22 protein-coding genes and 1 riboswitch are annotated in these 17,429 nt (G+C 69.5%); of the genes, 11 read left to right on the top strand and 11 right to left on the bottom strand.

Annotated elements, in window-relative coordinates:
- Positions 1-63: 63 nt before the first annotated feature.
- Positions 64-930 carry a DUF1028 domain-containing protein gene (locus ABD286_RS12095; protein WP_344193734.1) on the top strand — a complete coding sequence of 289 codons (867 nt, stop codon included), beginning with the start codon at positions 64-66 and terminating at the stop codon, positions 928-930.
- Here ABD286_RS12095 and ABD286_RS12090 read toward each other — a convergent pair.
- Both ABD286_RS12090 and ABD286_RS12085 read right to left on the bottom strand, forming a co-directional pair.
- Entirely contained in the window at positions 927-1,433 is a 507-nt protein-coding gene (locus tag ABD286_RS12090) for a PLD nuclease N-terminal domain-containing protein (protein ID WP_344193733.1), read from the bottom strand. The genes ABD286_RS12095 and ABD286_RS12090 overlap by 4 nt on opposite strands.
- Before the next feature lie 86 nt (positions 1,434-1,519).
- On the bottom strand, positions 1,520-3,226 hold the full coding sequence (locus tag ABD286_RS12085) for a glycoside hydrolase family 13 protein (protein WP_344193731.1): 1,707 nt from the start codon (positions 3,224-3,226) through the stop codon (positions 1,520-1,522).
- Positions 3,227-3,359: 133 nt separating this feature from the next.
- On the opposite strand from ABD286_RS12085, the gene ABD286_RS12080 reads away from it, so the two are divergent.
- The gene (locus tag ABD286_RS12080; protein WP_344193729.1) at positions 3,360-3,569 is read left to right on the top strand and encodes a hypothetical protein; all 210 of its coding nucleotides are present in this window, start codon (positions 3,360-3,362) and stop codon (positions 3,567-3,569) included.
- A gap of 10 nt (positions 3,570-3,579) precedes the next feature.
- On the opposite strand, the gene ABD286_RS12075 is transcribed toward ABD286_RS12080, so the two are convergent.
- Positions 3,580-4,896, bottom strand: a complete 1,317-nt coding sequence (locus ABD286_RS12075; protein WP_344193727.1) for a D-alanyl-D-alanine carboxypeptidase/D-alanyl-D-alanine-endopeptidase — start codon at positions 4,894-4,896, stop codon at positions 3,580-3,582.
- Positions 4,897-5,064: 168 nt separating this feature from the next.
- Here ABD286_RS12075 and ABD286_RS12070 point away from each other — a divergent pair, with 168 nt between their 5' ends.
- The gene (locus ABD286_RS12070) at positions 5,065-5,286 is read left to right on the top strand and encodes a hypothetical protein (protein WP_344193725.1); all 222 of its coding nucleotides are present in this window, start codon (positions 5,065-5,067) and stop codon (positions 5,284-5,286) included.
- A gap of 6 nt (positions 5,287-5,292) precedes the next feature.
- Here ABD286_RS12070 and ABD286_RS12065 read toward each other — a convergent pair whose 3' ends face one another.
- Positions 5,293-6,159, bottom strand: a complete 867-nt coding sequence (locus ABD286_RS12065) for an alpha/beta fold hydrolase (RefSeq protein WP_344193723.1) — start codon at positions 6,157-6,159, stop codon at positions 5,293-5,295.
- Between the two features lie 71 nt (positions 6,160-6,230).
- Entirely contained in the window at positions 6,231-6,716 is a 486-nt protein-coding gene (locus ABD286_RS12060; RefSeq protein WP_344193721.1) for a MarR family winged helix-turn-helix transcriptional regulator, read from the bottom strand.
- Between the two features lie 74 nt (positions 6,717-6,790).
- On the opposite strand from ABD286_RS12060, the gene ABD286_RS12055 reads away from it, so the two are divergent.
- A complete protein-coding gene (locus tag ABD286_RS12055; protein ID WP_344193719.1) occupies positions 6,791-6,973 on the top strand; it encodes a hypothetical protein in 183 nt (60 codons plus the stop codon).
- Between the two features lie 23 nt (positions 6,974-6,996).
- Here ABD286_RS12055 and ABD286_RS12050 read toward each other — a convergent pair whose 3' ends face one another.
- The 4 genes from ABD286_RS12050 to ABD286_RS12035 all read right to left on the bottom strand — a co-directional run bounded on the left by ABD286_RS12050 (position 6,997) and on the right by ABD286_RS12035 (position 8,817).
- The gene (locus ABD286_RS12050; protein WP_344193717.1) at positions 6,997-7,119 is read right to left on the bottom strand and encodes a hypothetical protein; all 123 of its coding nucleotides are present in this window, start codon (positions 7,117-7,119) and stop codon (positions 6,997-6,999) included.
- A complete protein-coding gene (locus ABD286_RS12045) occupies positions 7,116-7,367 on the bottom strand; it encodes a hypothetical protein (protein WP_344193715.1) in 252 nt (83 codons plus the stop codon). The genes ABD286_RS12050 and ABD286_RS12045 overlap by 4 nt, the downstream gene beginning before the upstream one ends.
- 82 nt (positions 7,368-7,449) lie before the next feature.
- Entirely contained in the window at positions 7,450-7,860 is a 411-nt protein-coding gene (locus ABD286_RS12040) for an ankyrin repeat domain-containing protein (protein ID WP_344193713.1), read from the bottom strand.
- A gap of 138 nt (positions 7,861-7,998) precedes the next feature.
- On the bottom strand, positions 7,999-8,817 hold the full coding sequence (locus ABD286_RS12035; RefSeq protein ID WP_344193711.1) for a DeoR/GlpR family DNA-binding transcription regulator: 819 nt from the start codon (positions 8,815-8,817) through the stop codon (positions 7,999-8,001).
- A 342-nt stretch (positions 8,818-9,159) separates the two neighbouring features.
- Between ABD286_RS12035 and ABD286_RS12030 the strand changes: the two genes are divergently transcribed.
- The 6 genes from ABD286_RS12030 (at position 9,160) to ABD286_RS12005 (ending at position 15,911) form a co-directional block, all read left to right on the top strand.
- Complete coding sequence (locus tag ABD286_RS12030) at positions 9,160-10,437, top strand: ABC transporter substrate-binding protein (RefSeq protein ID WP_344193709.1); 1,278 nt, start codon at positions 9,160-9,162, stop codon at positions 10,435-10,437.
- 69 nt (positions 10,438-10,506) lie between these two features.
- Positions 10,507-11,466 carry a carbohydrate ABC transporter permease gene (locus tag ABD286_RS12025; RefSeq protein WP_344193707.1) on the top strand — a complete coding sequence of 320 codons (960 nt, stop codon included), beginning with the start codon at positions 10,507-10,509 and terminating at the stop codon, positions 11,464-11,466.
- A gap of 2 nt (positions 11,467-11,468) precedes the next feature.
- Entirely contained in the window at positions 11,469-12,323 is an 855-nt protein-coding gene (locus tag ABD286_RS12020; protein ID WP_344193705.1) for a carbohydrate ABC transporter permease, read from the top strand.
- A gap of 51 nt (positions 12,324-12,374) precedes the next feature.
- Positions 12,375-13,238: a ketose-bisphosphate aldolase gene (locus tag ABD286_RS12015; protein WP_344193703.1), complete on the top strand. Its 864-nt coding sequence runs from the start codon at positions 12,375-12,377 to the stop codon at positions 13,236-13,238.
- Positions 13,239-13,320: 82 nt separating this feature from the next.
- Positions 13,321-14,613 (top strand): ADP-dependent glucokinase/phosphofructokinase, encoded by a 1,293-nt coding sequence (locus tag ABD286_RS12010; protein WP_344193701.1) that lies wholly within the window; start codon positions 13,321-13,323, stop codon positions 14,611-14,613.
- Positions 14,610-15,911: an AGE family epimerase/isomerase gene (locus ABD286_RS12005; RefSeq protein ID WP_344193699.1), complete on the top strand. Its 1,302-nt coding sequence runs from the start codon at positions 14,610-14,612 to the stop codon at positions 15,909-15,911. Before ABD286_RS12010 ends, ABD286_RS12005 begins: the two co-directional genes overlap by 4 nt.
- A 143-nt stretch (positions 15,912-16,054) precedes the next feature.
- Here ABD286_RS12005 and ABD286_RS12000 read toward each other — a convergent pair whose 3' ends face one another.
- Together ABD286_RS12000 and ABD286_RS11995 are read right to left on the bottom strand one after the other, a co-directional pair.
- Positions 16,055-16,369, bottom strand: coding sequence for a DMT family transporter (locus ABD286_RS12000; RefSeq protein WP_344193697.1), 315 nt, complete (start codon positions 16,367-16,369; stop codon positions 16,055-16,057).
- An 11-nt stretch (positions 16,370-16,380) separates the two neighbouring features.
- Positions 16,381-16,441: riboswitch (guanidine-III (ykkC-III) riboswitch) on the bottom strand.
- Between the two features lie 55 nt (positions 16,442-16,496).
- Positions 16,497-16,934, bottom strand: a complete 438-nt coding sequence (locus ABD286_RS11995; RefSeq protein ID WP_344193695.1) for a hypothetical protein — start codon at positions 16,932-16,934, stop codon at positions 16,497-16,499.
- A 229-nt stretch (positions 16,935-17,163) separates the two neighbouring features.
- Here ABD286_RS11995 and ABD286_RS11990 point away from each other — a divergent pair.
- Positions 17,164-17,429 (top strand): hypothetical protein (locus tag ABD286_RS11990; RefSeq protein ID WP_344193692.1); only part of this gene is annotated, 266 nt, incomplete at its 3' end.

Here is a 17,429-nt window from a genome sequence, read left to right as displayed (position 1 = left end):
CACCGCAGCGTCCACGGGCTCCCCGTCGTGCCGTCGTGGGGCGGAGCGTTTAGCGTCGGCGCCATGACGTTCTCCATCGCCGGACAGGTCGGTGACGCCTTCGGTGTCGCCGTCGCGAGCAAGTTCCCCTTCGTCGGGGCGGTGGTGCCGCAGGCCCGTCTCGGGGTGGGTGCCGTCGCCACGCAGGCGATGGCCCGCGTGTCCTACCGGTCGACGGCGCTGGACGCGCTCGCCGGGGGCGGCGACGCGGGCGCCGCCGTCGCTGCCTGCACCGGTCCCGACGACGGACGCGAGCACCGCCAGCTCGGCGTCGTGGGGGTCGACTCGCAGGCGACCTGGACGGGCACGGAGTGCATGGACTGGGCCGGTGGGGTCAGCGGCCGCGAGGCGACGGGCGGGTACGCCATCCAGGGCAACATCCTCACCGGCCGCGACGTCGTCGAGGCGATGGAGCGGGCGTGGCTGGCGTCGGCCGGGGGTTCGTTGAGCGACCGGCTCCTCGCTGCCCTGCTCGCGGGGGACGAGGCCGGCGGCGACTCGCGGGGTCGCCAGGGCGCAGCCCTGTATGCCGTGTCGCCGGGGGCGGGGTACGACGGCTGCGGGGTCCTGGCCGACGTCCGCGTCGACGACCACCCGCAGGCGCCGCAGGAGCTGGCCCGGCTGCTCTCGATCAACGACCTGTTGTTCGGGACGGCGGAGGAGGTCCTGCCACTCACGGGTGAGCTGGCCGACGAGGTCGGTCGACGGTTGGCCTCGCTGGGCCACGACACCGGCAGCGACCACGGCAGCGAGGGCGGCAGCGACCCGGGCGGTCGCGGTGTCGCCGCTGCTCTCGAGGCGTGGGCGTCGGAGGCCAACTACGAGATGCGGCTCAGCCCCGACGGCATCGACACCAAGGTGCTGGCGGCCCTGCGGGACGAGACGGGCTAGGCCGTCGGGTCGTTCGGCGCCGAGGGTTGTGACGCGTCGCCCGGTTGGGTGTACGGGTTCGCCTCCTTGGGCCCGAGCCGGCGACGTTCGTGCGCCTCACGGATCTCCTGGCGCTCGCGCTCCTCACGCTGCTCGCGAGCCAGCCGTTGGAGCTTCGCCTCCTGGCGCTGTGCCTCGGCACGCTCGCGCACCTGCTTGAGGAACGCCGCGTCGGCGTCGGGGTCGGTCGCCACGAACCGGCCGGGCCGTTCGTATTCCGTGAAGCCGGTGCGTCGGTCTGCGCCGGTGTTCCCCTTGTAGGGCAGCCCGCGCGACGTCGACTCGGGTTTGCCTGCCACCAGCCAGGCCACCGCACCGACGACCGAGGTCACCAGCACGACCCAGATCCACGTCGACTTCCCCAGGTTCCGGATGCGGGACTCGTCCGCCATGATCACGTCCAGCAGACAGTAGATCCACAGGGCCGTCCCGAGGACCCCCAACCCCAGTTCTGCTCGAATCACGCTGCGATGGTGACAGGTGCGGCGCCTGCGTGTCCTCGAAATGCCGGACGCCCCGGTTGCGTGAACGCGCAACCGGGGCCAAGGGGTCAGCGGCGCAGGACGCGGGCCTCCCACGCGCGCAGGGGCCCGGTGACCGAGGTGGGGTCGCCGACGTTGCCGAGCAGCAGGGTCGCATCGGCCCACCCGTCGAGGTCGTCGAGCGCGTCGGGCCCGTCCAGCGCCAGCTCGGAGTCGGAGAAGTTCGCGACGACGAGCAGCTCGACGCCGTCGTGGGCGCGGGTGAAGGCGTACAGCTCGGGGTGGTCGGCGGCAAGCATGCGGAAGTCGCCGTGGCCGACGGCCGGCTCGGTGTGCCGCAGCTCGATGACGCGTCGGTAGTGGTGGAACACCGAGTCGTCGTCAGCCAGCTCGGCCTCGGCGTTGATCTCGGTGTAGTTGGGGTTGACGCCGAACCACGGTGTGCCAGAGGTGAATCCGCTGTGCTCGGTGCTGTCCCACTGCATGGGGGAGCGGGCGTTGTCGCGGCTGCCGGTGCGCAGGGCGTCGAGCACCGATGCGGCGTCCGAGCCCGACGCGACGGCGGCCCGGTAGTAGTTCACCGACTCGATGTCGAGGAAGTCGTCGGCGGTCGGGAACGGCACGTTCGTCATGCCGAGCTCCTCGCCCTGGTAGACGTACGGCGTGCCTCGGTGCAGGTGCAGGACCGTGCCGAGCAGCTTCGCGGACGCGATCCGGTGCTCGGGGGCGTCGGAGCCGAAGCGCGACACCGCGCGCGGCTGGTCGTGGTTGTTCCAGTACAGGGAGTTCCAGCCGGTCTCGGCGAGCCCGTCCTGCCACCGCCCGAGGGACTTCTTGAGGTCACGCAGGTCGAGGGTGCGCGGGTCCCACTTGTGGTCGCCGTGGTCGAGCCCGACGTGCTCGAACTGGAACACCATGTCGACCTCGCGCCGGGCCGGGTCGGTGTAGAGGACCGCGTCGTCGACGGTGACCCCGGGCGTCTCGCCGACGGTGAGCAGCTTCTCGGCGCGGCCCTCGAACACCGCCGCGTGCATCTCCTGGAGGAACTCGTGGATCCGGGGCCCGTTGAGGAAGTGTTGGGTGCCGTCGCCGAGGCCGGAGTCGCCGGGGATCGGCTCGCCGTCGGGCAGCGACGTGACCTTGGAGATCATGTTGATGACGTCCATCCGGAACCCGTCGACACCACGGTCGAGCCACCAGCGCATCATCGCGTAGACGGCTTCGCGGACCTCCGGGTTCTCCCAGTTGAGGTCGGGCTGCTTGCGGCTGAACAGGTGCAGGTAGTACTCGCCCGTCGCCTCGTCGAGCTCCCAGGCGGGTCCGCTGAAGAAGGATTCCCAGTTGGTGGGCGCCCCCGTGCCGCCGTCGGCGGTCTCGCGCGGCGCGCGCCACCAGTACCAGTCACGCTTGGGGTTGTCGGTGCTCGAGCGCGACTCCACGAACCACGGGTGCTCGTCGGAGGTGTGGTTCACGACGAGGTCCATGACGAGGCGTATGCCGCGGGCGTGCGCCTGCGCGATCAGCTCGTCGACGTCCGCGAGGGTCCCGAAAGTGGGGTCGATGTCCTGGTAGTCGGCGATGTCGTAGCCGTTGTCGTCCTGGGGGCTGGTGTAGATCGGCGACAACCAGAGCACGTCGACACCGAGCGTCTTGAGGTAGTCGAGCCGGTCGATGATTCCGCGGAGGTCGCCGATGCCGTCACCGTTGCTGTCCTGGAAGCTGCGCGGGTAGATCTGGTAGACGACGGCTTCACGGAACCACTGGGCTTCGGTCATGGGGTGCAGTCTGCTGCCCGCCGCGTCATGCGGCAAAGTGGTTGTGTGATGGTGTCGGATGCCGGATCATCGCGAGCGGCAGAGCTGCTCCCCAATGGCGGGGAGATGGCCCAAGGAACGGGACGGTGTCGTCGTGAACCTCTTCGCAGTGGTGCTCATCGGGGTCTTCTCCATCGGCGCCCTGGCCGCCGTCGCCGGCATCGTCGCAGCCGTCGTGATCCGTTCGAGGGACCACCGCACCAAGGAGGAGCGCGCTGCCGACGAGCACGGCGACCTGCTCCCCGGCACGGTGAAGTTCACCCCGGGTTACGGCGCCAACGAGATCGGTGGCATGTGGAACTGACCTGCGCGGGTCAGTAGCACCCCGTCACGGTGGCGGCGAGCATGTCCAGGCCCTGCTTCAGGGACAGGCTGGCGTCCTTGCCGTTGACGACGAAGGCGAAGGTCTTCACCTGGCCGTCGCCCCCGACCGTCCAGCCGGCGAGGGCGACCGCGTCGGAGAGCGTCCCGGTCTTGGCGTGCACCCGGCCGACGGCGCAGGTGGACTCGGTGGTGGTGAACCTTCCGATCGAGGCCTTGAGCGTTCCCGTCCTGCCGGAGACCGGCAGGCCCTTCTCGGACCGCAGCAGCGACAGCCGGGTGGTGTTGCCGGGCTCGAACGCGTTGGCCATGATCCGGGCGAGCTGCAGGCCCGAGAGCCGCCCGCTCCGGGACAGCCCTGAGCCGTCGTGGAGCGCCGTCGCCGACAGCCGCTCCGTGGTCAGGACCGCGGTCTGCGCGGCTTGTGCCTGCTCCCACGTGTTGCCGTGACCGGTCCTGATGGAGACGAGGCGGTGCAGTGCCTCGGCGTGCTCGTTGTCGGAGTCGAGCAGCATCGGGGTGACGATCTGGCCGACGGTGGCACCGGCCGAGGTCGCCAGGACCGGGGCGTCCACCGCGGCACGACCGCGTCCGACCTTGGCGACGGTGAGCCCGTTCGCGGTGAGCTCGGCGGCGAACAGCCTCGCCGCGTCGATGCTCGTGTCGGCGTTCTGCCGGCCGTCGACGACCAGGGCCCGCAGCCAGGTGGTGTCGGCAGGCACGTACGAGGACTTCCACCCCGTCGCGAGGGAGGGTGCGGGGAAGAGGTAGTCGTCGGCATACACCCGGACCGTGGTCCGGCCGGAGGCCTTCATGGCTGACGCGGTGGTCGCGGCGAGGGCCGCGACCTGGGCCGAGCTGAAGGAGGGGTCGCCCGATCCGACGAGGATGACCTGGTCGGACCACGGACCCCGCTTGACGGTGGTGACGAACCGGTGCGAGGCGTCGAACACGCGCAGGGCGGCGGTGGCGGTGACGAGCTTGGTCGTCGAGGCGGGCATGAGCCCCGTCGTCCCGTTCCTGGTCCACACCACCCGCCCGGTCGCGGCGTCGACCACGGCCCCGGTGAACGACGTGCCGAACCGCGCGGTCGTGACCCGGTCGTCGAGCATGGTCCGGATTCGGTGCTCCGCCGGGCGGAACACGACCGTCGGCGTGGACGGGTCGGGCGAGATGGGGACGGCCTGCGCCGGCGAGGCCGCCAGGCCGGTCACGGCGACTGCTGCCGCGGCGCCGACAGCCAGCCAGCGACGCGCCTTGCGCACCGATGCGGGGGCGTGTCGTGGGCGGGTCGGCGAGGTGGCGCTCATGGGACGTCCTTCGAAGGGCGCGGCGCGGTTCCGTGGGGGCAGAGGGGCGCCTGTGACGTGGCAGGACGGTAGCGGCGCCCAGGGCACGGAGGGGGCGATGCCGCGGAGGTCTGACCGGACGGCCGACCCCGGTGCGCGGCATCGACCCGGCCGACGCACACTGTCCCCATGAGGAGTGCGTGGCAGTTCAGTGCGATCTGTTACGGCGTGGTGCTCGTCTGCTGGTACGCCTCACGGATGCGGAGCTGGAAACCGCGGGGGTATGCCGACGCGCCCCTCCGGTGGAAGCTCGCCAACTTCCATCTCATGTCCTACGGGGTGCTGGACGCCATCCTCGTCGCGGGGTTCCTCATCAGCCTCTTCAACGCGACGCTCTTCCTCAACGTCTGAGGTCGGTCACGAGCCGAGGACCTCACGGAGCTTGGCGGCGAAGGCCTCCGGCTGTCCGCCGTAGCCGTGCTCGCCTCCCATGAACCCGCCGTGGTGGCTCGGGAAGACCACGACCTCCTGGCCGAGGAGCTCGGCCAGAGCCTGGGTCGAGCGGTCCGTGATCGTCCCCGCCGACTCGATGCCGGCGGCCAGCACCACCCGCGTCGTGGCCGACCGCAGGGCGTCGAGGTCGGGTCGGTAGGCCGTGATCGCGTCGGACACCCCGGAGAGCAGCGGGTCGTCGCGGGAGCCGTCGTCCTCCGCCGACATCCCGAACTGGGCGGGGTCCGGGGCCGGTTGCGCCGCATACTCCGGGGTGAACTCGCCCGACCACGAGGTGAGGCCGATGAAGGCCGCCATCCCCGCCCCCTGGCCGCGCTCCTGGTAGGCCGCGTGCACGGCGCGCTCGGCAGCGAAGGCGGCGTCGGCGTCGGGAAGGACGGCGAGCAGGGGCGGTTCGTGGGCGACCACGGTCGTGACGTCCTCGGGGTGCGCAGCGATGAGAGCGAGGGCGCTGACCGCACCGCCACTGCTGGCGAACATCTCCACCGGCCCCGCACCCAGGGCGCTGATGACGGCGTGGTGGTCGGCGGCGTTCTGCTCGGGGGTCTGCACGAGCGAACCGTCCGAGCGTTCGCTGCGGCCGATGCCCCGGACGTCGTAGGTGATCACGGTGCGGTCGGCGAAGAGGCCGACGAGGGTGGTGAATCCCTCTGCTCCCATGGGGGCGCCGACCATGAAGAGGGGCGGCCGCCCGTCGGCCGTCGGAAGCGCGCCGTGGACGTCGTAGACGAGGGTGACGTCGGGGGTCGCAAGGTGGTGCGTGGTGGCCATGGTCGCCTCCTGGTTCGGCGGGTGCGGGACGTGCTGCAGTGGAGACCGCCCGGGGTGCGAGAACTCATCGGTCAGCCCAGCGGGGCCTCGCTGGCGGCGGCGTCGATGAGACGGGTGAGGCCGTCGCGGAGCGCCTCGAGCTCGGGGAGTCCCATGCCGAGGCGAGCCATGATCGCGGGTGGGATGCGTTCGGCCTGTCGGCGGGCGCGGCGGCCCTTCGTGGTGAGGGTGATGGCGAGCGCGCGCTCGTCGTGCGGGTCACGGCCGCGGGTAAGCATGCCGGCGACCTCGAGCCGCTTGAGCAGCGGCGACAGCGTCGCCGGCTCGAGGCTGAGCCGATCCGCCAGCTCGGAGACCTTGAGCGGCGACTCCTCCCAGAGGGCGAGCATCACGAGGTACTGCGGGTGGGTCAGGCCCAAGGGCTCGAGCAACGGCTTGTAGAGACCGATGACGTTGCGCGAGGCCACGGCGAGGGCGAAGCAGACCTGTCGGTCGAGGGCGAGCAGGTCGGGTTCGCGGGTGGTCCTGGCGGCAGCGGGGCGAGGTGAGCGGGACACGATTTCATCCTACGCAGGTGCGGGCTTACAGTTAGGCATCAAATCATTCGTGCACTAACTATTAGGGAGCCATCATGGGCAAGAGCAGGAACGAGGGACTCTCGGTGGGTTACCGCATCGGGTATGGCGTGAAGTACGTCGGGTGGCACCTGTTCGGCCCCGCCCAACTCACCGAGGCCGACGACCCGCACATGCGTCTCAAGCGCCAGCGGGCCGCCAAGGTCGAGGCGGCCCGGGCGGCGCGACTCGGCGCCTGACACCGACGCCTGACGCCGGCGCCTCAGAGGGCCGCGTGGACGACGCGCTCGGCTGCATACCCGTCGGCGGTGAAGTCGACGAGGAAAGCGTCCAGGTCCGGGGCCTCGGTGCCCTTCCACCACGGACCAGAGCGGTCGATCGTCACCGGTTCGACGCCCTCGACCGCGTGACGTGGGTGCGGTAGAGGTCGTCGACCTTCGCGCCCGCACGGGTCACGCCGGTGCCGAGCAGCACCCACCCGACGACGGCGATGAGGACTCCCATCACCGGGTAGGCCCGGGTGGGGCCGTCATGGGTCAGGAGGTAGACGGCCAGCCCCAGCGGCAGGGCGATGAAGCCGCCGGCGATGAGCTCGGCGCAGGGCCGTCGGGCCAGCTGGATGTCGGTGCTCATGGAACCCCCTGCGTCCGGGCCGACTCGTCGAGTGCCGTGACGGTACCGCCGTGGGGCCGGCGCCGGGCGGGTTTCGCGTGGGTCAGCTGGCGCGGCTGGCGCTGAAGTCGATGAAGAACTGCGCCACGTCGTACTTGGAGATGCGCAGCGCGCCGGTGCGCGGGGAGGTGCCGTGGTTGTTCTCCGCGTCGGGGTCGGCTCCGGCGGCGAGGAGGGCCAGGATCGTCTCGCCGCGTCCGCGGGAGGAGGACATCGCCCGCCAGAGGGGGGTGTTGCCCCACTGGTCGCGCGCCTCGAGCGGGGCGCCGGCGGTGACGAGGAACGACACCAGGTCGGCTCGCTGGTACTGCGCCGCGAAGTGCAGCGGCGTGTAGCCCTCGAGGTCGGCGAGCGACACGTCGAACCCCAGCTCCACGAGCCGACGGACCACGGCGAGGTCGCCGTCGGCCGCTGCGTAGTGGAGGTCGGTGCGCCCCTCACGGTCCAGTTCCATGCTCGTATCGTGCCGAGTCTCCGTGCGGTGCGTGGCGGGTTCCCGACGTCCTCACCCGGTCGGACGAGGTAACAGAACCGCTCGGACGAAGTGAACGACGGCGAGTGGCCGGGGGTGCTCGGCCGGGCCGGGAGCGGGTCAGGAGGCGGCGGAGGCGACCGGCGCCCAGAGCACCTCGACGTGCCCCTTGCGCAGGGCCGCCGCGAGGTCGGCAGGAGGCTCCTTGTCGGTGATGAAGTAGTCCACGGCGTCGAGCGGGGTGATCTGGGCGAACAGCCGTCGCCCGAGCTTCGAGGAGTCGGCCAGGATCGCGACCTTGCCTGCGACACCGAGCATCTCGCGCATCATCGCCGCCTCGGCGAGGTTGCTCGTCGAGTAGCCGCCGTCGGTCGAGACCCCGCCGACGGTGACCAGCGCGAGGTCGCAGCGGATGTCCATGTCGCGCCCGCCGAGCGACACCGGGAAGGCGACGGGGCCGATGGTCGCCTGGGCGGCGTGCCGCACGTCCCCGCCGAAGAGGTAGAGGTCGCGGAAGCACTTGGGGGAGATCTCGGTCGCCAGCCGCAGGTTGTTCGTGGCGATGGTCAGGCCCCGGTGCTCACGCAGGTGGCGGGCGACCGCCAGGGCGGTGGTCCCGGCGTTGATGATGAGGACGTCGCCGTCGGTGACCAGGCTCGCCGCGGTGGCCCCGATCTGCTCCTTGGCGTCGGGGTGGACCTGGATGCGGGTGTTGAGCCCCGGGTCCATCCGCGGCATCCGGGTCGGGTCGACGGCACCGCCGCGCGTCCGCATGACCAGACCCTCACCGTCCAGGTGGTCCAGGTCGCGCCGGATCGTGTCGGCAGAGACCTGGAGCCGCTCGGCCAGCGCCTGCACCGTGACCTGCCCCGCGTCGGCGACCAGCGCGACGATCGCCGCCTTGCGGCTGGCCGGCAGGTGGGTCGAGTCGTCCTCCATGGCGGGGAGCATACGGGCGTTTGTGCGCCTTGTCCTACGTGTTGGTGCTGCTTGACGCATCAAAGTGCCCCGTTCGTGGGAGGTGGGTCCACGCGCGACCGGTATGCCGCGTGTGGGGGTTTTCGTGCTCAGAGGACTGGTGCACAAGGCTTTCCGGATGTCGTCCGGTGGGTTTGACCGGGTGTCTCACCGACCGATCTTGATGCGTCGAACCTCTTGACCATGCTGCAACCTGCGGATTAATGTCGCAGGAACAGGCAGGAAACAGCAACTACACGCAGGCGATGGCGCCGAAGGAACGGAGCAGCAATGCGAGCACAGAGTCGTGCTTCACGGGTGGTGATGGCGGTCGGAGTCGTCTCGGCGCTCAGCCTCCTCGCAGCATGCGCGGGTGGAGAGGGAGCGCCGATCGGCGCCAACGCCGATGACAACAGCACCGCAGCGGACGGCTCGATCGTCCTGGAGTTCTCCCAGTGGTGGGAGCCCGAGCTCCCCAAGGGGTCGCTGCGCGGGATGATGGACGAGTTCGAGAAGGCCAACCCCGGCGTCAAGGTCAAGCTCATCAGCGCGCCCTACGCCTCGACCCAGCAGCAGACGGTCGCCGGTGCGGCGTCCAAGACCCTCGCCGACGTCGTCGGCCTCGACGGCGCCTGGGTCAACGACTTCTCCAAGCAGAAGGCGATCACCAACCTCACCGCCCTGATGCAGGAGTCCGGCTACGACGACAGCGAGCTGGCCAGCCAGATCAAGGTCGACGGCAACACGTACATGATCCCCGTCGTGAACTTCGTCTACCCGATGTTCACCAACGACAGCCTGCTGGCCAAGGCCGGCGTCAACGCCCCGCCGTCGACCCGCACCGAGTTCGTGGACGCGGCCAAGAAGGTCACGGCCAGTGGCAAGGGCAACTCCGGCTGGGTCCTCCCGCTGGCGCAGGACGCGCCGAACGGCATCCAGAACGACGTCATGTCGTGGGTCTGGGCCTCCGGCGGCTCGATGCTCAAGGACGGCCAGCCCGACCTGACCAACTCGTCGGTCAAGAGCGTCGTCGAGTTCATCAAGGAGCTGAACGACGCCAAGGCGATCGCTGCCGGTGCGCTGACGATGAAGGAGCAGGACAAGGTCGAGCAGTTCACCAACGGCCGGGTCGGCATGATGATCGACTCCCTGGCCCACATCAACCTGATCCGGGAGAACGCGCCGGACCTCAAGTTCAGCATCTCGGCGATCCCGGCCGAGGACGGCTACACCGGCAAGCGCGGCATGCCGTACGCGTCCTGGGGCATCGGTGTCTCGGAGAACAGCAAGCACAAGAAGGAAGCCCTCAAGCTCGTCGAGTTCCTGATGAGCAAGGACACCAACTCCAAGCTGTCCTCGGTGGCCAACGCCTTCCCCGGTAACAAGGAGTCGGTCCCGGACTTCGTCCAGTCGGACGAGATGTTCAAGACGGCCTTCGACATCTGGAACAAGGGAGTGCCGGCGAACGAGTTCACCGGCCTGCCGACGGCGGAGGACCTGATGCGGTCCTTCGACGTGGAGCTCCAGAAGACCCTGGCGGAGAACCAGCCCGTCGACACGACCCTGAACAACGCCCAGAAGGCGTGGTCCGCGAAGTTCTGACGTGAGGAGGGTGGGCCGGCCAGCGGCCACCGTCGCAGGACGGCCCACCCGCCCCTCAGGAGGCACCCCGTGATCGACACCTCGATCTCCACCGCACCACCGCAGGCCCCCGGGCCGGCGAAGCGCAAGGGCGGCACGTCCTCACGTCGCCGGCAGCGCCTGGTCCGCACGCTTGAGCCGTACGGCTACCTGTCCCCGGTCATCGTGCTGATGCTCGTCCTGATGATCCTGCCCATCGCCGTCGTCATCCGGTACTCGTTGCTGGACAACGTGATCATGACGCCGACCTCGGTCGTCGTCGGGCTCCAGAACTATGTGACGATCCTCAGCGACCCGGTCTACCACACGGCCATCAAGAACACCGCGGTCTTCACCGGCAGCAGCGTCCTGGCCCACCTGGTCCTCGGACTGGGTTTCGCGATGCTGCTCAACTCGCCGCTGCTCGGTCGTTGGACCAAGACGATCTTCCGGACCATCTTCGTCCTCCCGTGGCTCCTCACGGTGGCGATCATCGCGATCCTGTGGCGCCTGCTGCTCGACCCCAACGGCGTCGTCAACTACGTCCTGGGCGAGGCCGGGGTCATCGACACCCCGATCGCCTGGCTCGCCGACCTGAACCTCGCGCTGCCGGCCGTCACCTTCATCAACATCTGGGCCGGTTACCCGTTCTTCATGGTGAGCCTGCTCGCCGGTCTGCAGGGCATCTCCGCGGACCTCTACGAGGCGGCGGCGGTGGACGGGGCCTCGTGGTGGCGTCGGTTCTTCCACGTCACGCTGCCCTCGCTGCGACCGATCATCCTCAGCATGGCGCTGCTCGACATGATCTGGACGTCGCAGCAGTTCCCCCTCATCTGGATGACGACCGGCGGCGGTCCGCTCGACCGCACGGAGATGCTCAGCACCTACACGTACAAGCTCGCGTTCAGCGAGTACCAGTTCGCCCAGGCCTCGGCCAGCGCCGTCATGCTGCTCGCCGTCGCCCTGGTCCTCGCCGTCTTCTACGTGCGGCACCAGCGAGTGAGGGACTGACCATGACCGTGATGACCACGACCAACCCCCGCAAGAAGGCGGCCCTGAAGATCGGGACGTGGGCGGGCTTGGTGTTCGGTGCCCTGTTCGCCGGGCTCCCGGTGCTGTGGATGCTCTCGAGCTCGTTCAAGTCGAACTCCGAGATCTTCGAGTTCCCGCCGCGGCTGATCACCGACAACTTCTCCTTCGACGCCTACACGACCGTCCTCACCGACCCGACCAAGGTGCGGTTCTTCGTGAACAGCTACGTCGTCGCCATCGCGGTGACGGTGCTGACGCTGATCTGCGCGATCCTCGCCGCCTACGCCTTCAGCCGCTACCAGTTCCGCGGCAAGGGACTGGTCAACGTGATCATCGTCGGCATCCAGGCGGTGCCGCCGATCACGCTGCTCATCCCGTACTTCGGCCTGATCGTGGCCCTGCGTCTCTACAACAGCTACCAGGGCCTGGTGCTCACCTACATGGTGTTCACGCTGCCCTACGCCATCGTCATGATGACCGGCTACTTCAACACCTTGCCCCGTGAGCTGGACGAGGCCGCGCGGGTCGATGGCACCACGTCGTTCGGTGCCCTGTGGCGCATCCTCGTCCCGATCTCGTTGCCGGGCATCGTCTCGGTGGCCGTCTACACGTTCATGATCGCGTGGAACGAGTACCTCTTCGCGCTCACCCTCACCCGCACCGACAACATGCGCACGGTGCCGATCGGCATCCAGCTCCTCATGGGCCAGCACTCCTACGAGTGGAGCGAAATGATGGCCATGAGTGTGCTCGGGAGCATCCCGGTGCTGGTGCTGTTCGTGTTCTTCCAGAAGTTCTTCATCGGCGGCATGACCGCCGGTGCAGTCAAGAGCTGACCGTCGACCGTCGACGCCCAGACCCCTCCCCACACAGAGAGAGACACACCCATGCTCGTCAACGGAGTCAACCTCCTGCAGGTCGCCCGCGAGAACCAGTTCGCCGTGCCGGCCTTCAACATCAGCGACTACGCGATGATGAAGGGGATCTTCGAGGTCAGCGAGGAGACCAACTCCCCGCTCATCATCGCGATCCACCCCGACGAGCAGAAGCACGTCGGTGACAGCTTCCTCCGGTCCGCGACGGACCTGGCGCTGCGCTCGTCGGTGCCGGTCGCGATCCACTGGGACCACGGCGCCAGCTACGAGGAGTCGCTCAAGGCGATCCAGCTCGGCTTCACCTCGATGATGATCGACAAGTCCCTGGTGTCCTTCGACGAGAACGTCGCCATCACCAAGCGCGTCGTCGAGGCGGCCCACGCGGTGGGGCTCAGCGTCGAGGCCGAGCTCGGCACCATCGGCAAGGCCGACGACGAGGCCGAGGCCGGCACCGAGTTCATCGTCTACACCGACCCCGAGGACGCGGTGCGATTCGTCCAGGAGACCGGCGTCGACAGCCTCGCCGTCGCCATCGGCACCTGCCACGGCCTCTACCCCGACTGGATGAAGCCGGAGATCAAGATCGACCTGCTCGAGCAGATCGAGGCCAAGGTCTCGATCCCGCTGGTCCTGCACGGCGGTTCGGGCAACCCCGACGAGGAGATCGCCAAGTCGGTGTCCCGCGGCATCGCCAAGATCAACATCTCCAGCGACATCAAGGTGGCCTACCACGGGAAGATGCGCGAGATGCTGGCTAACGACCCGAAGCTGCGTGAGCCGAACTCCATCCAGCCCGACTGCATCAAGGCCATGAAGGCTGCGGCAGCGCACAAGATCGAGCTGTTCAACGCCGACGGCAAAGCCTCGCTCTACTAGGTCGCCGACCCGAGCGGAGACCGACCTGCACCCGGCCCTGACCGGCCGACACCCGACCGAATCGTCCCGGAGGACCCCGACGATGACCCACCCCACCACGGTGGACCCCAGCACGAGCCAGCCGCTCATCCCGGCGGCCGGTGTCGTGCTGGGGTTCGGGGCCGCGCTGGACTGCGAGATCCGTTGGGACGCAGCGGTGCTCAGCTCACTGGCATCGACGTATGGCGTCGTGCCCGAGGAGCTGGACGGCCAGCGGCCGATCTGCTCGGAGCGCGATCTCGTGGTGTCGATCCTGGGGTACTTCGCCCGGAGCGCGGGGGGTGAGCGCCGGGTCGACGAACCGGCGGTCATCGAGGAGTTCTGCGCGCGGTTCGACCGGGTGGCCTCCATCGGTGGGACGTGCGTGCGGGCCGCCACGGCGATGCTGCGCCTGGGCCAGCAGGCGACGGTCCACCTGGCGTTCGAGAGCGAGATGGTGCGCAGCCTGCTCCCGCCGGGCACGCAGGCGCTGGTCCCTGACGTGGACCTGCCCTCCTACCCGCACCTGGTCGTGCAGTACCCCGCTGGGGCGCGGGTGGTCACCGACCGGCTGGACCTGGTCGCGACCCGGGCCAACCGGCTGATCTACGTCAACGACCCCGCGAACGAGGAGCTCGTCCTGAGCGCCGACCTGGTGTCTGCGGTGGCCGGGGCGACGGTCTTCCTCGTGTCCGGGTTCAACGCGATGCGCACCCTGGCCGGACTGCGCGAGCGGCTGGACGACGTCGAGTCCGCCGTCCTCGCCCGACGCGCCCTGGGGACCTCGGGCGTCGTCATGTACGAGGACGCGGGGTTCCACCAGCCGGAGTTCGCCGAGGTCGTCCGCAGCCGGATGGCCGCCCTCGTCGACGTCTACAGCCTGAGCGACGAAGAGCTGGCCGACGCGGTCTCCGCATCAGGCGCGCTCGACCTGCTCGACGCCGATGCGGTGCTGGCCGCGGTCTCGACGCTAGCGGTGCGCCTCGGCGTCCCGGTGATCGTCGTCCACTCCCGGCACTGGGCGCTGGCCTTCGGTGCGTCGGCGGCCCGCTACCGCGCGGCCCTCGCGACCGGGACCGCGTTGGCCACAGCGCGCTACGCCCACGGCGAGCTCGTCACCCACGACCACATCACCAGCGTCGCAGGGGCGACCCCGGAGCCGGAGGCGGTGACCTTCGCCGAGCGGATCGGCGACATCGCGGGGGAGCAGGTCGCGGTCGTGGCCGTGCCCACCCTCGAGGTGCCGGACCCGACGACCGTCGGGCTCGGAGACACCTTCGTCGGAGGCTTCCTCGCCGCCTGCGCCAGACTGGGGACCGAGCCGTCCCACCCCGCCACTGCCGGAAAGGCGTCATGACCGACACCACCTCCTCCGCACCCACCCCCACCATCTCCGGTGCCGCTTCCGAAGCTGAGGTCGGAAGCGGCACCGGCCCCACTCGCTGGGCCGAGCGCCCTGCACACCGGCTGTGGGTGCAGGAGCGGTTCGCCCGGATGATCGAGTTCGTCGGCCCGAGCGTGCTGCCCGGCGGCGGCTTCGCCTACCTCGGTGGCGACGGCTCGCCGATGCCCGGCCGCGAACCCTCGCTGCTGCTCACCGCCCGCATGACCCACGTGGCCGGCCTGGCGTCGGTGCTCGGGATCCCCGGCTCCGAACGACTGCTGGCCCACGGACTGGCGTCCCTGGACGGCGCCTTCCGTGACGAGGCGGAGGGCGGCTGGTTCGGGACGTTGGAGCGGGCGGGGCGCAAGACGGCATACGAGCACGTGCACGTGGTCCTCGCCGCGGCCTCGGCCGTCACCGCGCAGGCCCAGGGGGCGCGCGCGGTCGGCGACCCGCAGGCGCTGGCGCGCGAGGCGACCCGCATCGTGGAGGAGAAGTTCTGGCGCGAGGACGAAGGGGCGCTCTGCGAGTCGTGGTCGGCGACGTGGGACGACCCCGAGGAGTACCGCGGGGCCAACGCCAACATGCACGCGGTCGAGGCGTTCCTCGCGATCGGTGACGCGCTCGACGACGACGTCTGGCACCAGCGAGCCCTGCGTATCTGCGAACGCATCGTCGAGAAGCACGCCCGCGGTCGCGACTGGCTGCTGCCCGAGCACTACGACGCCCAGTGGCAGGAGCTGCCGGACTACAACGTCGACAACCCCAACGACCCGTTCCGACCGTATGGCGCGACGTACGGGCACCTGCTCGAGTGGGCTCGGCTGCTGTGCGGTCTGCACGCCTCGCCGCGGGTGGAGACGCCCGAGTGGGTGCTGTCCTCCGCGGAGGCTCTTGCGCGAAAGGCATTGTCCGCGTGGGGAGTCGACGGTCGTGAGGGTCTGGTCTACACGGTCGACTGGGAGAGCAAGCCCGTCTCCGACGTTCGGCTGCACTGGCCGATCTGCGAGGGCATCCAGGCGACGGCGCTGCTCGGCGGACTGACCGGGGAGGCCGAGTGGGAGCAGTGGTACCGCCGGCTCTGGGACCACGCGGCAGCGCACTTCGTCGACACGTCGGGCATGTGGATCAACGAGCTGGACGCCGACATGAACGAGGGGTTCGTCGTGTGGCCGGGCCGTCCCGACGTCTACCACGCGACGGGCGCCTACATGGCTCCGCTGCTGCCCGCCTGGCCCTTCCTGACTGTTGCGGCAGCCAAGCTCACGTAGCTGGTGGTGAGTGGGGCCTCGGGCGCACGCTCGCGGAGGGGCTGGCGTCCTTCCGCCTCGCGCTGCGCGAGGGCGAGGCCGAAGCGAAGCGCAACCCGAGGCCCTGGTGAACCTGGCCGGTTCGCCCGGTGCAGCCTCCGGCGTCAGTGGGCGAGCTTGAGGCCGACCACGCCGGCCACGATGAGGCCGAGGCACAGCAGGCGGACCACGGACGCGGGCTCGTCCAGCGCGACGATGCCGTAGACCGCGGTGCCGACCGCGCCGATCCCCACCCACACGGCATACGCGGTGCCGACGGGAAGCGTGCGCAACGCGAAGCCGAGACCGGCCATCGACGCGATCATCGCGACGAGGAAGACCGCGGTCGGCGTGGGGCGGGTGAGGGTGCGGGACTCGGCGAGGGCTGATGCCCACACGGTCTCCAGCAACCCTGAGACGACGAGTGCGATCCAGGCCATGACGTACCTCCGATGCACCGTCTTGTCCGACCGGGTACGGCGCGCTCGTCCGGAGCCCTGCTGAGGCTTGGTCCCGAGTCTACGAAAATCGGTTGAGCGGGCGGTGACCGCGGCCTGTCAGTACGGGTCAGTGGCCGAGGTGGCCGTAGACGTGGTGGTTGACGTGGGGGTCGTTCTCGAGGATGAAGTCGACGACGGCCCAGAAGTCGTCGATGAGCGGGTGTGCCAGGGCCTCCTCCCGCGTGAGCTTGTGGCCCCACAGGTCGCTGTCCTCGTAGGGGGCGGCTGCCGGCACGGCGGTGGCGGCCGGTTCGGGGCTGCCATCGACCGGGCCGACACGCGCGCCGAAGGTGGTCCGCTGATCTGTCGCTTCACCGTCGAACGTGCCGAGGATCGCGTCGATCCACGCCTCCAGGACGCCGTGGTGCTGGTGCAGCGCCGAGAAGACGATCGCCTTCGGGCCCGACTCGTCGAGGACGAAGTTCTTCGCGAGCGTGTACTCGGCGCCACAGTCGGAGCACTGACGCTGGGAGACGTCAGGTGACTCGTCGAGGAAGAAGGTCATGGTGGCAGTCTTGCGCGGTCGAACATCGCGCGTAGGCGGTCAACGGTCGGGGTCTCGGCGGCCGCGACATCGAGCGTGTCGCCTCTCGAACCGTCTGCGTAATTCGACACTGTTCGCGCTCTGATGGCCCTGCTACATTCCCGCAAATCAGTCGCGCGTGGTCGCGTCAGGATGGGCCCGATCAGTGGGTACCCGTGCCTCCGCCACACGCCTGCAACGGAGGTAGCTCATGCGCCGACTCATCCACATCAGGGTCCCGATCTTGCCCGCGCTCTTGGCGACGGTCCTCACGGCCTCAGTCATCTTCGCGGCACCCGCAGCGGCGGAGGTCGAGAACAACGACACGATGCAGACTGCGTCAGTGCTGGCGGTCGGAGTCGAGGGCGACCGCAATGCTGCTCTGACCCCGGCTGGTGATGTCGACTGGTATCGGTTCGAGGCGCCTCGGGCGGGGTTGTACACCGTGGAGGTCTTCAACGTCGCGTCAACCATCGG

It is taken from the genome of Pedococcus aerophilus, assembly GCF_039532215.1.
In the GTDB taxonomy this organism is placed as follows: Bacteria; Actinomycetota; Actinomycetes; order Actinomycetales; family Dermatophilaceae; genus Pedococcus; species Pedococcus aerophilus.
The sequence above is the reverse complement of the archived record's forward strand: the minus strand, read 5'-3'. Positions and strand labels throughout refer to the sequence as shown.

Bases quoted from the DNA above. Each gene is read 5' to 3' on its own strand.
- ABD286_RS12010 (WP_344193701.1), top strand. From the start codon at position 13,321: ATGACCCACCCCACCACGGTGGACCCCAGCACGAGCCAGCCGCTCATC.
- ABD286_RS12065 (WP_344193723.1), bottom strand. From the start codon at position 6,159: ATGGCCACCACGCACCACCTTGCGACCCCCGACGTCACCCTCGTCTAC.
- ABD286_RS12000 (WP_344193697.1), bottom strand. From the start codon at position 16,369: ATGGCCTGGATCGCACTCGTCGTCTCAGGGTTGCTGGAGACCGTGTGG.
- ABD286_RS11995 (WP_344193695.1), bottom strand. From the start codon at position 16,934: ATGACCTTCTTCCTCGACGAGTCACCTGACGTCTCCCAGCGTCAGTGC.
- ABD286_RS12070 (WP_344193725.1), top strand. From the start codon at position 5,065: ATGAGGAGTGCGTGGCAGTTCAGTGCGATCTGTTACGGCGTGGTGCTC.
- ABD286_RS12095 (WP_344193734.1), top strand. From the start codon at position 64: ATGACGTTCTCCATCGCCGGACAGGTCGGTGACGCCTTCGGTGTCGCC.
- ABD286_RS12030 (WP_344193709.1), top strand. From the start codon at position 9,160: ATGGCGGTCGGAGTCGTCTCGGCGCTCAGCCTCCTCGCAGCATGCGCG.
- ABD286_RS12045 (WP_344193715.1), bottom strand. From the start codon at position 7,367: ATGAGCACCGACATCCAGCTGGCCCGACGGCCCTGCGCCGAGCTCATC.
- ABD286_RS12015 (WP_344193703.1), top strand. From the start codon at position 12,375: ATGCTCGTCAACGGAGTCAACCTCCTGCAGGTCGCCCGCGAGAACCAG.
- ABD286_RS12020 (WP_344193705.1), top strand. From the start codon at position 11,469: ATGACCGTGATGACCACGACCAACCCCCGCAAGAAGGCGGCCCTGAAG.
- ABD286_RS12085 (WP_344193731.1), bottom strand. From the start codon at position 3,226: ATGACCGAAGCCCAGTGGTTCCGTGAAGCCGTCGTCTACCAGATCTAC.
- ABD286_RS12035 (WP_344193711.1), bottom strand. From the start codon at position 8,817: ATGGAGGACGACTCGACCCACCTGCCGGCCAGCCGCAAGGCGGCGATC.
- ABD286_RS12075 (WP_344193727.1), bottom strand. From the start codon at position 4,896: ATGAGCGCCACCTCGCCGACCCGCCCACGACACGCCCCCGCATCGGTG.
- ABD286_RS12055 (WP_344193719.1), top strand. From the start codon at position 6,791: ATGGGCAAGAGCAGGAACGAGGGACTCTCGGTGGGTTACCGCATCGGG.
- ABD286_RS12005 (WP_344193699.1), top strand. From the start codon at position 14,610: ATGACCGACACCACCTCCTCCGCACCCACCCCCACCATCTCCGGTGCC.
- ABD286_RS12040 (WP_344193713.1), bottom strand. From the start codon at position 7,860: ATGGAACTGGACCGTGAGGGGCGCACCGACCTCCACTACGCAGCGGCC.